Below are 14,940 nucleotides of genomic sequence, written 5' to 3' on the forward strand. Positions count from 1 at the left end.
CGGGACGGCGGCGCCTGCCGTTCCGGCCATTGTGGGCGGTACCTACGCTGACGGGCGGGACACCGGCTCACGAGAGGCTGCGCGGCGATGGCGAACCCCAGGAAACGCTCCCGTGTCCATCCGTACCACCCACCTGCCGAGATTCCGCGCCAGTCCGCGCCCGCCGACCCTCCCGCGCCGCCTGCCGGCCTCCCCGCACCCGCTGATCTCCCCGCACCCGCTGATCTCCCCGCGCCGCCCGCTGATCTCTTCGCGGCGCCGTCGGCCGAACCGAAGATCACCACGCGGGAACTGGTGGCGATCGGATCCGCCCTGCTCCTGCTGCTGTTCCTGATCAAGATCTACGGCGTGGGCCGGTACTCGCTGACCACCACGACGGCCCTCCTGGCGGCGACCCCGGTGCAGGTCGCGCTGGGCACGGTGACCATCTACGCCTACTACGTGCTTCCCGCGATCGCGCTGGGGACGTTGTGGTTCGCCGTCCGGTTCCGGGCCAGGATCCAGCCGGCTCTGTGGCCCCTGATCCTGATCGTCGCCACGGTCACCGCCCTGGCCTCACCGTTCCGATACCTTCTCCAGTGCCTGACCGTGGTGCTCATCGCCCTCGTCGTCGAGCTGGTCATGCGCCATCTGCGCCGCAGGTGGGCCGGTTCCGCCGACGAGACCGCGAACCGCCGGCACCGTGCCCTGTCCGGCTGGCGAGGACTGTCCGTGGTCTACGTCGGCGCCGCCGCGCTGGCGTTCCAGTTCATGCACAGCCTCGACGCCCCGTGGGTGTCCGCACAGGCGTTCCTGCTCAACACCCCCGTCGTGCCCTCCACGCAGAACCTGTCGGACGGCGTCAACAAGTTGCAGGTCCTGCCGCAGAACCGGTTCGTCGGCTACCCGATCGCCGAGACCGACGAGTGGGTCACGGTCCTGCACGCCGACACCCGCTACGTCATGCGGATCCCGCAGTCCGCCGTCGACACCAGGCTGACCTGCCACAACGAGGACGACCAGCTCTCCGGCGACCGCCCGCTGCTGGAGGCCCTCAAGGGCGGCACCTACAGCTCACCGAACATCGACTGCCGCGAGGTCCTCCGCTACCTCGAACGCAAGTCCCCCGGCCGGCCGTTCCCCTCCTGGAACTAGAGGTCGCGTTTCGGACGGGGTTGACGTCGACGGTCGCATTCAGCCCGGCGGTCGCGTCTCGGCCGGGAGGGGTCGCCTGCGTCGAGCGGTGGTCCGGGACGGCGTGGTTCCGGGGAGTGGTGGCCGTACCGGAAAAGGGCCGGGAGAAAGGGATCTCCCGGCCCTGATCGCGTGGTTTCTACTCGGGAACGCGGCGGTAGGCGCCGTCGCTGGCCGCAGTGGCCATCGACGCGTAGGCGCGCAGCGCCGCGGACACCGGACGCTGACGGGAGACCGGCGTGTACGGCTTGGGTCGCCGCTCCTGCTCGTGCCGCCGCTGGGCCAGCACCTCGTCGTGGACGTTGAGCGTGATCGACCGCCCCGGGATGTCGATGGTGATCTCGTCACCCGTCTCCACCAGTGCGATGAGACCGCCACCGGCCGCCTCGGGCGAGACGTGCCCGATCGACAGCCCGGAGGTGCCGCCGGAGAACCGCCCGTCGGTGATCAACGCGCATGCCTTGCCCAGGCCGCGGCCCTTGAGGAACGACGTCGGGTAGAGCATCTCCTGCATGCCGGGGCCACCGCGGGGCCCTTCATACCGAATGATCACGACGTCGCCCTCGACGACCTCCTTGCCGAGGATGCCGGCGACCGCGTCGTCCTGCGACTCGTAGACGCGGGCCGGGCCGGTGAATTTCCAGATCGACTCGTCGACGCCGGCGGTCTTGACGACGCAGCCGTCGGGCGCGAGGTTGCCGAAGAGGATGGCCAGGCCGCCGTCGACCGTGTAGGCGTGCTCGACCGACCGGATGCAGCCGCCCTCCGCGTCGGTGTCGAGGCTGGCCCAGCGGTTCTGCGTGCTGAACGGCTCGGTGGTGCGGACCCCGCCGGGTGCGGCATGGAACAGTTCGAGAGCCTCCGCCGACGGTGATTCGCCGCGGATGTCCCATTTGTTGAGCCATGTGGTGAGGTCGGGGGAATGGACCGCGCGGACGCCGGTCTTCAGCACGCCACCGCGGTGCAGCTCACCGAGCAGGGCGGGGATGCCGCCGGCCCGGTGCACGTCCTCCATGTGGTATTTCGGGCTGTTCGGTGCGACCTTCGACAGGCAGGGCACCCGGCGCGAGATCTCGTCGATGTCGGAGACGCTGAAGTCGAGGTCGGCCTCGCGTGCCGCGGCCAGCAGGTGCAGGATCGTGTTGGTCGAGCCGCCCATCGCCACGTCCAGCGCGACAGCGTTCTCGAAGGCGTCCCGGCTGGCGATGGCCCGCGGCAGCACCGACTCGTCGTTCTTCTCGTAGTAGTCCCTGGCGATCTCCACGATCAGCCGGCCGGCCTCGGTGAAGAGCGCCTTGCGGGACGCGTGCGTGGCCAGCGTCGAGCCGTTGCCGGGCAGAGACAGGCCGATCGCCTCGGTCAGGCAGTTCATCGAGTTGGCGGTGAACATGCCGGAGCAGGAGCCGCAGGTCGGGCAGGCGGAGCGCTCGATGGTGTCGAGCTGGGCGTCGGTCACCTTGTCGTTGGCGGCGGCGCTCATCGCGTCGACCAGGTCGAGTTTCTCGTGGACGATGCCCTCGATGGCGATCGTCTTGCCGGCCTCCATCGGGCCGCCGGAGACGAAGACCGTCGGGATGTTGAGCCGCAGCGCGGCCAGCAGCATGCCCGGGGTGATCTTGTCGCAGTTCGAGATGCAGACCAGCGCGTCGGCGCAGTGCGCGTTGACCATGTACTCGACGGCGTCGGCGATCAGCTCGCGGCTCGGCAGGCTGTAGAGCATGCCGCCGTGGCCCATCGCGATGCCGTCGTCGACGGCGATCGTGTTGAACTCGCGGCCGATGCCGCCGGCCTCGAAGATCGACTCGGCGACGAGGCCGCCGAGGTCCTTGAGATGCACATGCCCGGGTACGAACTGGGTGTAGCTGTTGGCGATGGCGACGATCGGCTTGCCGAAGTCGTCGTCTGTCATGCCGGTGGCGCGCCACAGGGCGCGGGCACCGGCCATCGTTCGACCGTGGGTCGAGGTCCGGGAGCGCAGCTCAGGCATGCCACCCATAGTGCCACCGCCCGGGCCGCGGACCGTGCCGGACGTCCACAGCGCGGGACGCCGGGGGTGTCGTAATCCGAGAAGATCCGGCACAGTGTGTCCGTGCACTCACCGTCCGGTATGGAGCTGGCGGCCCTCGCGGGCCTGCTCGCCGCCGTCCCGGCGGTCGCCTATCTCGGCCCGTCCGGCCGCCGGCACACCGCCGCGGCCCGCAGAGCCCATCTCCTTCTGGCGGCCGGCGGCGCGGTGGTGACCGCGGCCGCGCTGGCCGGCCTGGTCACGGCGCTGCTGGCGGGCCATCACGCCGTGCCCGGGCACAGCCGGACGCTGGCCACGGCGGTCGCCGCCGGCATGGGCCTGGGCATGCTCGCGCTGCTGGCCGGCACGGTGGCGCTGCCCGGTTCGGCCCGCAGCCCGGCCGCCGCGGTCCGGCACGTGCTGGACGGGTTGGTGATCGCGGCCGCGATCTGGTTCGTCGGGTGGGTGCTGATCAGCCGGCCGACCCGGATCCTGGGCGACGCCACACCGAACCGGTGTCTCGCCATCCTGCTGCCGGCCCTGCTCCTGGTGCTCGCGACGGGCCTGACCGCGGTGCTGGCGCTGCACGCCCATCGGCCGCGGCGGCACACCGTGCGGGTGGCGGCCGGGGTGACCGTCGTCGCCGCCGCGGCGAACGTGCTGGCCATCGGCATCTGCCGGGAGCACGACGGCTACACGCTGGTCAGCGGCCTGCTCCTGACCGCCGGGCTGGCGCATGTGGCGTGGGCGGTGCGGGCCGCCGACCGGCCGGTCGAGGTGTCCGGTGACGTGCTGGAGCGCGGCGGGGCCTACGCGGTCGCCCCGATGGTCGCGATGATCGCCGCCCTCGGCTACCACCTGGCCCGCGGCGGCACGATGGACGTGCTCGGCTATCTCGGCTGCACCGTCGAGGGCCTGGCCCTGGTCTCCCGGCAGTACCTGGCGCTCGGCGACGTCCGCCGTTACACGCTGCGGCTGCGGCAGAGCGAGGCGCACTTCCGGGAGCTGGCGCACACCGATCCGCTGACCGGGCTGGCCAACCGCCGGGGGCTCCAGCGGGCGCTGCGCTCAGCCGGCGACAAGGGCGCGCTCATCGGCATCGACATGGACGGCTTCAAGACCGTCAACGACCTGCGCGGGCACGACGTCGGCGACCGCGTGCTGGCCGAGGTGGGCGCGCGGCTGCGGCGCAACCTGCTGGCCGGGGACGTGGCGGCCCGGCTCGGCGGCGACGAGTTCGCGGTGCTGATGCACGGGGACGCCGACGAGGCGGTGCTGGCGGCCCACCGGCTGCTGGCCGTGCTCGGGGAGCCGTACGACGTCGATGGTGGTTCGATCTTCCTCTCGGCGAGTCTGGGCGTGGCCGCGACCGGTGAGCTGCTGCACGACGCCGACCTCGCGCTGCGTTACGCCAAGCAGCGCGGCAAGAACCGGGTGGAGCGATACCAGCAGGGGTACGACGAGTTGTTGCGCCGCCGCGGGACGCTGACCGGTGAGCTGCGCCATGCCATCGACCGTGACCAGCTGCATCTGGTGTTCCAGCCGGTGGTGGCGCTGCCGTCGATGCGCCCGGTCGGTGCCGAGGCGCTGCTCCGGTGGACCCATCCCGAGCTGGGCCGGGTCGCCCCGCTCGAGTTCATCCCGGTGGCCGAGGAGTCCGGCCTGATCAACCGGGTCGGCGCGTGGGTGCTGGAGCAGTCGGTCAAGCAGCTGGCCGAGTGGCGGGCGAAGGGTCACGACGTCTGGCTGTCGGTGAACCTGTCACCGAAGGAGCTGCACGACGCCGACTACGCGGGCCGGGTCGCCGACGTGCTCGCCGAGTACGGCGTGCCCCCGCAGCGCCTGGTGCTGGAGGTGACCGAGCACGCCGTCGCCACCGACATGGAGGAGCTGGTCCGCCGGCTCGCCGAGCTGCGGGAGACTGGGGTGCGGATCGCGCTGGACGACTTCGGCGCCGGGTATTCGTCGCTGACCCAGCTGCGCACCCTTCCGGTGGACATCCTGAAGATCGACCATGCGCTGGTGGCCGAGCCCGAGTCGCGGACCGGGACGGCGGCGCCGCTCGTCGACGTGGTGGTCCGGCTCGGGCACCGGCTCGGCCTGGAGGTGCTGGCCGAGGGGATCGGCACTCCGGCGCAGCGGGAGATCGTCGAGGAGGCCGGCTGCCGTCTCGGGCAGGGCTCGCTGTTCGGGTGGGGCGTCCCGGCCGAACACTTCGAGTCACGCCTGCTGTCACTGCGCTCGTCGACGCCGCGGCCGGCTCCGGCACCCCGGTCAGCGCCGCAGAACGATGCACCCGCCCGCAGCCAGGTGGTTCAGCTCGGACCGGGAATGCGGCAGGTCAGAGCGTTGCTGCCCAGTGATCCGGACTTTGTGGCGGCGACCCGTGATCAAAATGTGGGATCAGTTGACTCAGGCCGTGAGATGGGGCAAGGTTAGGCGCATGTGCTTCGTGTCCCGAGTACTTATCTGAGCGCACTCTCCACGAGGAGAGTGCGCTAGGTCCCGTGCATCACTGCACGAGGGCCTTTTTTGTTGCTCAAGTTCCGGGACCGCTTACCGAAAAGGTCTGACTTGCCATGACGAGACCCACTCCTGAATCCCTCGCACACCGAGCCACTCCGGCCACCGTCGCGGCGGCCGTGAACACCGCTGCCACCAGCGTGGGCCCGGTAGCCACCACCGGTGCCGGCGCGCTCGTCCGGTCGCTCGAGGCGCTCGGGGTCGAGGTCGCGTTCGGCATTCCGGGCGGGGCGATCCTGCCGGCGTACGACCCGCTGTTCGACTCGAAGGTGCGGCACATCCTGGTGCGCCACGAGCAGGGCGCCGGTCACGCGGCGACCGGTTACGCGCAGGCCACCGGCAAGGTGGGTGTCTGCATCGCGACCAGCGGGCCGGGCGCCACCAACCTGGTCACGCCGATCGCCGACGCGTACATGGACTCGGTCCCGATCGTCGCGATCACCGGGCAGGTCGGCCGGCCGTACATCGGGACGGACGCCTTCCAGGAGGCGGACATCCAGGGCATCACCCTGCCGATCACCAAGCACAACTTCCTGGTCCAGAACGCCGAGGAGCTGCCCCGGATCCTGGCCGAGGCGTTCCACCTGGCGATCACCGGCCGGCCGGGCCCGGTCCTGGTGGACATCCCGAAGGACGTGCTGCAGTCGCAGACCACCTTCCAGTGGCCGCCGACCCTCGACCTGCCGGGCTACCGCCCGACGCTGCACCCGCACGGCAAGCAGATCCGCGAGGCGGCCCGGCTGATCGCGGCGGCCAAGCGCCCGGTGCTGTACGTCGGCGGCGGCGTCCACAAGGCCGGCGCCACCGACGGGCTGCGCAAGCTGGCCGAGCTCACCGGGATCCCGGTGGTCACCACGCTGATGGGCATCGGCGCGTTCCCCGACTCGCACCCGCAGCACCTGGGCATGCCCGGCATGCACGGCACGGTGCCGGCGGTCTACGCGCTGCAGAAGTCGGACCTGCTGATCACCCTGGGCGCCCGTTTCGACGACCGGGTGACCGGCCAGCTCGACTCGTTCGCGCCGGACGCCAAGGTCGTGCACGCCGACATCGACCCGGCCGAGATCGGCAAGAACCGGCATGCCGACGTCCCGATCGTGGGCGACGCGCGGCACGTCATCGACGAGCTGATCGCGGCGGTCTCGGCCTCCGCGGGCGGCACCGAGCAGTACGCCGCCTGGTGGTCGACGCTGAACGACATCCGTGAGCGTTACCCGCTCGGCTACGACGAGCCGACCGACGGCACGCTGGCCCCGCAGTACGTGATCGAGCGGATCGGCGAGATCGTCGGCCCGGACGCGATCTACTGCGCCGGCGTCGGCCAGCACCAGATGTGGGCGTCCCAGTTCATCAAGTACGAGAAGCCGGGCACCTGGCTCAACTCGGGCGGCGCCGGCACCATGGGCTACGCGGTCCCGGCCGCGATGGGCGCCAAGGTCGCGCAGCCGGACACCACGGTCTGGGCGATCGACGGCGACGGCTGCTTCCAGATGACCAACCAGGAGCTCGCCACCTGTGCGCTGGAGGGCATCCCGATCAAGGTGGCCGTGATCAACAACGGCAACCTGGGCATGGTCCGGCAGTGGCAGACCCTGTTCTACGACGGCCGCTACTCCAACACCGAGCTGGGCACCCACAAGCACCGGATCCCGGACTTCGTGAAGCTGGCCGAGGCGCTCGGCTGCATCGGCCTGCGGTGTGAGTCGAAGGACGACGTCGACAAGGTCATCAAGCAGGCCATGGAGATCAACGACGCCCCGGTGGTCATCGACTTCACGGTCGGAAAGGACGCCATGGTGTGGCCGATGGTCCCGGCCGGCACCAGCAACGACGAGATCATGTTCGCCCGGGACGTGCGCCCGACGTTCGAAGAGGACGACCTGTGACCAACAAACACACGCTGAGCGTGCTGGTCGAGAACAAGCCCGGCGTGCTCGCCCGGGTCAGCGGACTGTTCTCCCGGCGCAGCTTCAACATCGACTCCCTGGCGGTCGGCGAGACGGAGAACCCGGACGTCAGCCGCATCACGATCGTGGTCAACGCGGACTCGTCCCCGTTGGAACAGGTCACCAAGCAGCTCAACAAGCTGGTCAACGTCCTGAAGATCGTGGAGCTGGACCCGGCCCAGTCGGTCCAGCGCGAGCTCCTGCTGGTCAAGGTGCGTGCCGATCGGGCGCAGCGCGGCCAGGTGCTCGAGACCGTCGAGCTGTTCCGGGCGCGAGTGATCGACGTCGCTCCGGACACCCTGACGATCGAGGCCACCGGCAATCCCGACAAACTGGATGCGTTGCTGCGCGACCTCGAGCCGTACGGCATCAAGGAGATGGTCCAGTCGGGCCTCGTGGCCATCGGCCGCGGGTCCCGGTCCATCACCACGGGCCCGGCGCTCCGCGCCGCCTGACCTACGAAGCAAGCCTGAGAGAAGAAGGAATCATGACCGCGGAAGTGTTCTACGACGGCGACGCCGATCTGTCGATCATCCAGGGCAAGAAGGTCGCCGTGATCGGCTACGGCAGCCAGGGTCACGCGCACTCGCTGTCGCTGCGTGACTCGGGTGTCGAGGTCGTGGTGGGCCTGCAGGAGGGCTCCAAGAGCCGCCCGAAGGCCGAGGAGCAGGGCCTCACCGTGAAGACCCCGGCCGAGGCGTCCGCCTGGGCCGACGTGATCATGGTGCTGGCGCCGGACACCGCGCAGCGCAAGATCTACGCCGAGTCGATCGAGCCGAACCTGACCGCGGGCAAGGCGCTCTTCTTCGGCCACGGCCTGAACATCCGCTTCGAGCTGATCAAGCCGCCGGCCGACGTCACCATCGCCATGGTCGCCCCGAAGGGCCCGGGCCACCTGGTCCGCCGCCAGTACGTGGACGGCAAGGGCGTCCCGGCCCTGATCGCGGTCGAGCAGGACCCGACCGGCGACGGCCAGGCGCTCGCTCTCTCCTACGCGAAGGCGATCGGCGGCACCCGTGCCGGCGTCATCAAGACCACCTTCAAGGAGGAGACCGAGACCGACCTCTTCGGTGAGCAGGCCGTCCTCTGCGGTGGCGCGTCCGCGCTCGTGCAGACCGGCTTCGAGGTGCTGACCGAGGCGGGCTACGCCCCCGAGATCGCCTACTTCGAGTGCCTGCACGAGCTCAAGCTGATCGTCGACCTGATGTACGAGGGTGGCATCGCCCGCCAGCGCTACAGCGTGTCGGACACCGCCGAGTTCGGTGACTACGTCTCCGGCCCGCGCGTGATCAACGCGTCGGTCAAGGAGGAGATGAAGAAGATCCTCGCCGACATCCAGTCCGGCGAGTTCACCCGTCGCCTGATCGCCGACGACGACGCCGGCGCGCCGGAGCTCAAGAAGTTCCGCGAGGAGGCCGCCAAGCACCCGATCGAGATCACCGGTGCGAAGCTGCGCGGCATGATGAGCTGGGTGGACCGGCCCATCACCGAGACCGCCTGATCTAGTGAAAGGCCTCTAACATCGAGGTCCATGAGTCCAGTAGTGCTCGTCACCGAGGAACTGGCAGCGGCCGCACTCGACGTGCTGGCCGAGGACTTCGAGATCAGAGAGATCGACGGCACGGATCGGGCAGCGCTCCTCGGGGCGCTGCCCGATTCGCATGCGGTGATCATTCGCAGCGCGACGACCATCGACGCCGAGGCGCTGTCCGTGGCGGACCGTCTCAAGGTCGTGGCCCGCGCCGGCGTCGGCCTCGACAACGTCGACATCCCCGCCGCCACCGCGCGGGGCGTGCTCGTCGTCAACGCTCCCACCAGCAACATCGTCTCGGCCGCGGAGCAGGCGGTGGCCCTGCTGCTGGCCGTGGCCCGGCACACCGCGGCGGCGAGCGCCGCGCTCAAGGCGGGCGCCTGGAAACGCTCGGCGTACACCGGGGTCGAGGTGCACGGCAAAACCGTCGGGGTGGTCGGCCTGGGGCGGATCGGCGTCCTGTTCGCGCAGCGCATGGCAGCTTTCGGGGTACGGCTGATCGCGTACGACCCCTACGTCCAGCCGGCCCGTGCGGCCCAGCTCGGCGTGCACCTGGTCGGGCTGGACGAGCTTCTCCGGGAGAGCGACTTCGTCTCGGTGCACCTGCCCCGTACCCCCGAGACCGTGGGTTTGATCGGCGAGAAGGAACTGAACCTGGTCAAACCCGGGGTGCGGATCGTCAACGCGGCCCGCGGCGGCCTCGTCGACGAACGGGCCCTCGCCGAGGCGCTGGCCGACGGGCGGGTGGCCGGCGCCGGACTCGACGTCTTCGAGACCGAGCCGCTCACCTCCTCACCGCTGTTCGCCCTGGACAACGTGGTGGTCACCCCGCATCTGGGCGCCTCCACGATCGAGGCGCAGGACAAGGCCGGCCTGGCCGTGGCCCGCAGCGTCCGGCTGGCGCTGCGCGGCGAGTTCGTGCCGGACGCGGTGAACGTGCGGGCCGGCGGGCCGGTCGACGAGGACGTGCGCCCGCTGCTGCCGCTGGCCGAGAAGCTGGGCCGGGTGCTCACCGCGGTCGCCGGCCATCTGCCCGAGCGGGTGACCGTCGAGGTGCACGGCGCCGCGGCCGGGCACGACGTCTCGGTGCTGGAGCTGGCCGTACTGAAGGGATTGTTCGCTCCGGTGGTGAGCGAGCCGGTGACGTACGTGAACGCGCCCCGCCTGGCCGCCGAACGCGGGGTCACGGTGCAGATGTCCGCCGTCGATGAGGCCGGTGATCTGCTCCGGGTCCGTGGCGCGCTGCCGGACGGCCGTGCCGTGAGTGTCGCCGGGCGGGACACGGCCAAGCTCGTCGAGGTGGACGACTTCGACCTGGACCTGACACCGGACGGGGTGCTGCTGTTCCTGCGCTACACCGACCGTCCCGGCGTGGTCGGCCGCATCGGCACCATGCTCGGCGAGGTCGGGGTGAACATCGCGGCCATGCAGGTCGCCCGCCGGGCCGCCGGTGGTGAGGCGCTGATGACCCTGACCGTGGACTCACCCGTCGAACCGGACCTGCTGGCCCGGGTGGGCGCCGCGATCGGATCGTCGCGTGCCGCCGTGGCCGATCTGCGGGCCGTGCCCTAGAAAGCGCGGTAGACCGAGCCGTCCTGCAGGTCGAGGAGGTCGAGATGGAACTGCGCGGCGTACTTCTCGATCATCTCGAGCACCACGTCGGCGCAGTTCTCGTCGAGTTTCATGTGGATGTGGTCGGCCTCGGCGTGCAGCGGGGCACTCGCCCACGGTGACCCGGCCTCCGCGGCACGGGGTCCACGGTCGGGGAAATGGCTGGTCACCGCGTCATAGAAGGCGACGACCCGTGGGTCGGCGGCACGCTGCGGATGAACGCCGCTGAAGCAGCGCGCGTTCGCGGCCCGGACCGCTTCCTGGTCCGCCGTCTGGTCCATGGCCCACACCACAAGGTCGAAACTCACCGGCGCATGGTGCCATCACCGGTGCCCGGCGTCATGAACCGCGTACCCGACACGCGGGTGACTCATATCTGTGAATGCGTCTCGGGGTCCGAGCTGTTACGGAACGAACCGGAAAGCGACACGCGGGGCGGGTGCCTTGCGCGCCATAAGTCCGTCTCGCTAGCGTTGTTCCCCAAGCCGCACGTTTCGAACGGGCCTGTCTTCGGGTGATGGTGTCCGTCTCCGGGCGCGCGGTGCGTATCCCGGCGGGATTTCTCGTCGCTACAGCCCCCGTGACCGTTTGCCGCGGTCCGGGGGCTGTTTGTTTTCGACTCGCCGTTCACTTGGTGGGACTCCCGTACCGGTGCTCGGGACAGGCGGGTAGCCTGGCCAGGGTTCACCAGAATCGTTGGGGGAGTTGACGTGAGCGTGGCGCGGATCGCGGTTGTCGGCGGCGACGGCATCGGTACCGAGGTGACCGCTCAGGCCCGCAAGGTCATCGACGCTGTCCTCCCCGGAGTCGACTACAACGAGTACGACCTGGGCGCCCGCCTCTACCACCGCACCGGTGAGGTCCTGCCGCAGTCCGTCGAGGACGAGCTGGCCGGCCACGACGCGATCCTGCTGGGCGCCATCGGCGACCCGACCGTCCCGCCGGGCGTCCTGGAGCGCGGCCTGCTGCTGAAGCTCCGTTTCGACTTCGATCAGTATGTGAACCTGCGCCCTTCCAAGCTGTGGCCGGGCACCACCAGCCCGCTCTCCGGCGTCAAGGCCGGCGAGATCGACATGGTCGTGGTCCGTGAGGGCACCGAGGGTCTCTACGTCGGCGCCGGCGGCGTCCTGCACAAGAACACGCCCGCCGAGATCGCGACCGAGGAGAGCCTCAACACGCGGCACGGCGTCGAGCGGGTCGTCCGTGACGCGTTCGCCCGCGCGCAGCGCCGCGACCGCCGCCACGTCACCCTCGTGCACAAGACCAACGTGCTGACCCACGCCGGCAACCTGTGGTCGCGGACGTTCGCGGCCGTCGCCGCCGAGTTCCCCGACGTCACCACCGAGTATCAGCACATCGACGCGGCCAGCATGTTCATGGTCAGCAACCCGCAGCGCTTCGACGTCGTGGTCACCGACAACCTCTTCGGTGACATCCTCACCGACATCGCCGCGGCCGTGACCGGCGGTATCGGCATGGCGGCCAGCGGTTCCGTCAACCCGGAGCGCGTCTACCCGTCGACCTTCGAGCCCGTGCACGGCTCCGCGCCGGACATCGCCGGCAAGGGCATCGCCGACCCGGCGGCCGCGATCCTGTCCGCGGCCCTGCTGCTGGAGCACCTGGGCAAGCTCGACGAGGCCCGGCGAGTAACCGAGGCGGTCGCGGCCGAGGTCGCGTCCCGTGCTCCGGGCGCGCCGCTGCGCACCGCCGAAGTCGGCGACCGCGTCGCCGCCGCTGCCGCCTGACCGGCCGGCCCGTCACCCAGCCCTACGGGGCTCATCACCCATGGTCATTATTTTTTAACGACCGTTCGGGGTAAATTCATGGGGCACTACGGGTGCCCCCATGCATGCTTCCAAACTTCTGCGCAGAAAGCAGGTCCACCTGTCATGAGCGGTGGTGACCACCTCGATTTCGAGATCCGTCCGAACCCGGCACCCGTCAGCGACGCGGACCGCGCCGCCCTGCTGGCCAATCCCGGTTTCGGCCGCATCTTCACCGACCACATGGTCACGGTGCGCTACGCCGACGGCAAAGGCTGGTATGAGCCTCGCGTCGAGGCCCGCGGCCCGATCCCGATGGACCCGGCCAGTGCCGTCCTGCACTACGCCCAGGAGATCTTCGAGGGTCTGAAGGCGTATACGACACCCGACGGTGGTGTCGCGATGTTCCGCCCGGATGCGAACGCGAACAGGTTCAACCAGTCCGCGGCCCGGATGGCGATGCCGGCCCTGCCGGTGGAGACGTTCCTCCAGTCCCTGCACGAGATCATCAAGATCGATCGACAGTGGATCCCCGAGGACCCGGAGGGCAGCCTCTACCTGCGCCCGTTCGCCTACGCGAGCGAGGTGTTCCTCGGCGTCCGTCCCGCCAACGAGTACCTCTACCTGGTCATCGCCTCGCCGGTCGGCCCGTACTTCTCGGGTGGCGTCAAGCCGGTCAGCATCTGGGTGACGCCCGACTTCACCCGCGCGGCCCCCGGCGGCACCGGCGCGGCCAAGTGCGGCGGCAACTACGCGGCGGGCTTGTCGGCCCAGGCCGAGGCGTCCGAGCACGGCTGCGACCAGGTCGTCTACCTCGACGCGGTCGAGCGCAAATACATCGACGAGCTCGGCGGCATGAACGTCTTCCTCGTCCTCGACGACGGCAGCCTGATCACCCCGCCACTGACCGGCACGATCCTGCCCGGCATCACCCGCGACTCGGTGATCAAGCTCGCCGAGCGGGCCGGCCGCAAGGTCGAGGAGCGCCCGATCAGCCTGGAGGAGTGGCGTTCCGGCGCGGCTTCGGGCCGGGTCCGCGAGGCCTTCGCGTGCGGCACCGCAGCCGTGATCACCCCGATCGGCACGATCAAGAGCGAGGGCGGCGACTTCACCGTCGCCGACGGCGGCTCCGGCGAGGTCACCATGGCCATCCGCAAGGAACTCGTCGACATCCAGCGAGGCCGCGCCGAGGACCCCTTCGGCTGGGTCCACAAGGTCCTTTAAGCAGGTCCGGTCACCCTTTCGCTGGGGTCACCGCCACAACGTCACACCCTTTGCCGGTACCGGGTGGGAGCGCCGGCAAACGCACCCACCCCGTCCCGGACTACGCCGCGACCACCGCGGTCCGTCCAGATCCCGGCGCGTCCGCCGGGGCGTATGCGTCCCTCACGGTTCGGGCTGCTCCCCACCGCTGTCCCAGCGCTGCTGAGACAGCGGTGGGGAGCCAGCCGCGACCGCGCTCTCACTCGGCGAGTGATCCACCAAGGTCTTCGATGCGTTCGGCCACAGCGGCGTGCCGGATCCACTGCTCGAGCTGCTCGAGGTCGGTGCAGCCGGTGATCTTTGCGCGTGCCTCGTCGGAGACCCCGATGCCGCGCGCGGTAAGAACCGTGATGAGCGAGCGTGCCTCGCCCTCGGCTTGACCCTCGGCATAGCCCTCGGCGTGCTGCTGCCGTGCCCAGTCGCTGAAGTATCGGTCTTTGGTGGTGCTCACGAGATCCTCCAGAAGCTTGCGGGATGCTGCCGGTAGTACCCCACGCACAAAGTCATGGTAAACGCCGGCCCGGGCGGAATCGATTGCCTCGAGGGCTGCGAACAGGGCCTCGAACAGTGGAATCGGGTTGGAGCGACTCGCGTGGGCGAGGGTGGACAGCACGGTCAACTCGGGTAGCCGCCGTGCGGTTTCCGGATCGGTGATGACGGGCGTCTGGGCTGGGCCGAACGCCACCGGATGGATCGTCGACTGCGAGAGGCTGATGACGATGGGCGAGGCGGCCCAATCGGCCACCTTCTGATCGGGGCAGACGACCAGCAGATCAACTCGGCAACCCAGGCGGGCGTGCAGGGTTGCGACGTAGGCCGGCCAGCTTCGTCGTTTCTTCTTGTCGACGCGTCGTTGGACCTCGACGACGACTGCGGCGACGATCTCGCCCATCCGGGTCAGGGTGACCACGGCGTCGGCTCGGTATTCGGTGGGGGCTACGTCTGTCAGGTCGGCTGAGGCCAGGTGGGCCTCGTCGTAGGGCGGAAGGGCGTCGTGTAGTGGGCCGTCGAGGAGTTCCGCGGCCAGGGAAGGGCGGCCGCGGAACATGTCGATCAGAACCTCGTGTACCTGCGAGGGCATGGCACTTAACCTATACCTAGTTGACTCCCGAGTGCTAGTCGCTG

11 protein-coding genes are annotated in these 14,940 nt (G+C 69.9%); 8 read left to right on the forward strand and 3 right to left on the reverse strand.

From position 1 onward, the window contains the following. The first annotated feature begins 87 nt into the window (after positions 1-87). The gene (locus ACFO0C_RS22880) at positions 88-1,134 is read left to right on the forward strand and encodes a hypothetical protein (protein ID WP_378068710.1); all 1,047 of its coding nucleotides are present in this window, start codon (positions 88-90) and stop codon (positions 1,132-1,134) included. 178 nt (positions 1,135-1,312) lie between these two features. On the opposite strand, the gene ilvD is transcribed toward ACFO0C_RS22880, so the two are convergent. Then, entirely contained in the window at positions 1,313-3,160 is a 1,848-nt protein-coding gene (gene ilvD, locus ACFO0C_RS22885; RefSeq protein WP_378068711.1) for a dihydroxy-acid dehydratase, read from the reverse strand. Positions 3,161-3,262: 102 nt separating this feature from the next. On the opposite strand from ilvD, the gene ACFO0C_RS22890 reads away from it, so the two are divergent. The 5 genes from ACFO0C_RS22890 to serA all read left to right on the forward strand — a co-directional run bounded on the left by ACFO0C_RS22890 (position 3,263) and on the right by serA (position 10,750). Next, a complete protein-coding gene (locus ACFO0C_RS22890; RefSeq protein WP_378068712.1) occupies positions 3,263-5,617 on the forward strand; it encodes a putative bifunctional diguanylate cyclase/phosphodiesterase in 2,355 nt (784 codons plus the stop codon). Positions 5,618-5,757: 140 nt separating this feature from the next. Next, a complete protein-coding gene (locus ACFO0C_RS22895; protein ID WP_378068713.1) occupies positions 5,758-7,587 on the forward strand; it encodes an acetolactate synthase large subunit in 1,830 nt (609 codons plus the stop codon). Then, entirely contained in the window at positions 7,584-8,102 is a 519-nt protein-coding gene (gene ilvN, locus ACFO0C_RS22900; protein WP_106316311.1) for an acetolactate synthase small subunit, read from the forward strand. Before ACFO0C_RS22895 ends, ilvN begins: the two co-directional genes overlap by 4 nt. Before the next feature lie 32 nt (positions 8,103-8,134). After that, positions 8,135-9,148, forward strand: coding sequence for a ketol-acid reductoisomerase (gene ilvC, locus ACFO0C_RS22905; RefSeq protein WP_106316312.1), 1,014 nt, complete (start codon positions 8,135-8,137; stop codon positions 9,146-9,148). 30 nt (positions 9,149-9,178) lie between these two features. Beyond that, positions 9,179-10,750 (forward strand): phosphoglycerate dehydrogenase, encoded by a 1,572-nt coding sequence (gene serA / locus ACFO0C_RS22910; RefSeq protein WP_378068714.1) that lies wholly within the window; start codon positions 9,179-9,181, stop codon positions 10,748-10,750. Here the strand turns inward: serA and ACFO0C_RS22915 are convergent. Beyond that, the gene (locus tag ACFO0C_RS22915) at positions 10,747-11,097 is read right to left on the reverse strand and encodes a hypothetical protein (protein WP_378068715.1); all 351 of its coding nucleotides are present in this window, start codon (positions 11,095-11,097) and stop codon (positions 10,747-10,749) included. The genes serA and ACFO0C_RS22915 overlap by 4 nt on opposite strands. Positions 11,098-11,505: 408 nt before the next feature. On the opposite strand from ACFO0C_RS22915, the gene ACFO0C_RS22920 reads away from it, so the two are divergent. After that, positions 11,506-12,534, forward strand: coding sequence for a 3-isopropylmalate dehydrogenase (locus tag ACFO0C_RS22920; RefSeq protein WP_378069125.1), 1,029 nt, complete (start codon positions 11,506-11,508; stop codon positions 12,532-12,534). A 144-nt stretch (positions 12,535-12,678) separates the two neighbouring features. After that, the gene (locus tag ACFO0C_RS22925; protein WP_378068716.1) at positions 12,679-13,776 is read left to right on the forward strand and encodes a branched-chain amino acid aminotransferase; all 1,098 of its coding nucleotides are present in this window, start codon (positions 12,679-12,681) and stop codon (positions 13,774-13,776) included. A 238-nt stretch (positions 13,777-14,014) separates the two neighbouring features. Here the strand turns inward: ACFO0C_RS22925 and ACFO0C_RS22930 are convergent, their stop codons facing one another. Continuing rightward, positions 14,015-14,896, reverse strand: a complete 882-nt coding sequence (locus tag ACFO0C_RS22930) for a hypothetical protein (protein WP_378068717.1) — start codon at positions 14,894-14,896, stop codon at positions 14,015-14,017. Positions 14,897-14,940 lie beyond the last annotated feature (44 nt).

This window comes from Actinoplanes subglobosus (genome assembly GCF_042650585.1).
Classification (GTDB): Bacteria; Actinomycetota; Actinomycetes; order Mycobacteriales; family Micromonosporaceae; genus Actinoplanes; species Actinoplanes subglobosus.

What these genes read in the sequence shown, in the direction of transcription:
- ACFO0C_RS22880 (WP_378068710.1), top strand. Translation starts at nt 88, where the DNA reads ATGGCGAACCCCAGGAAACGCTCCCGTGTCCATCCGTACCACCCACCT.
- ilvD (WP_378068711.1), bottom strand. Translation starts at nt 3,160, where the DNA reads ATGCCTGAGCTGCGCTCCCGGACCTCGACCCACGGTCGAACGATGGCC.
- ACFO0C_RS22895 (WP_378068713.1), top strand. Translation starts at nt 5,758, where the DNA reads ATGACGAGACCCACTCCTGAATCCCTCGCACACCGAGCCACTCCGGCC.
- ilvC (WP_106316312.1), top strand. Translation starts at nt 8,135, where the DNA reads ATGACCGCGGAAGTGTTCTACGACGGCGACGCCGATCTGTCGATCATC.
- serA (WP_378068714.1), top strand. Translation starts at nt 9,179, where the DNA reads ATGAGTCCAGTAGTGCTCGTCACCGAGGAACTGGCAGCGGCCGCACTC.
- ACFO0C_RS22925 (WP_378068716.1), top strand. Translation starts at nt 12,679, where the DNA reads ATGAGCGGTGGTGACCACCTCGATTTCGAGATCCGTCCGAACCCGGCA.
- ACFO0C_RS22930 (WP_378068717.1), bottom strand. Translation starts at nt 14,896, where the DNA reads ATGCCCTCGCAGGTACACGAGGTTCTGATCGACATGTTCCGCGGCCGC.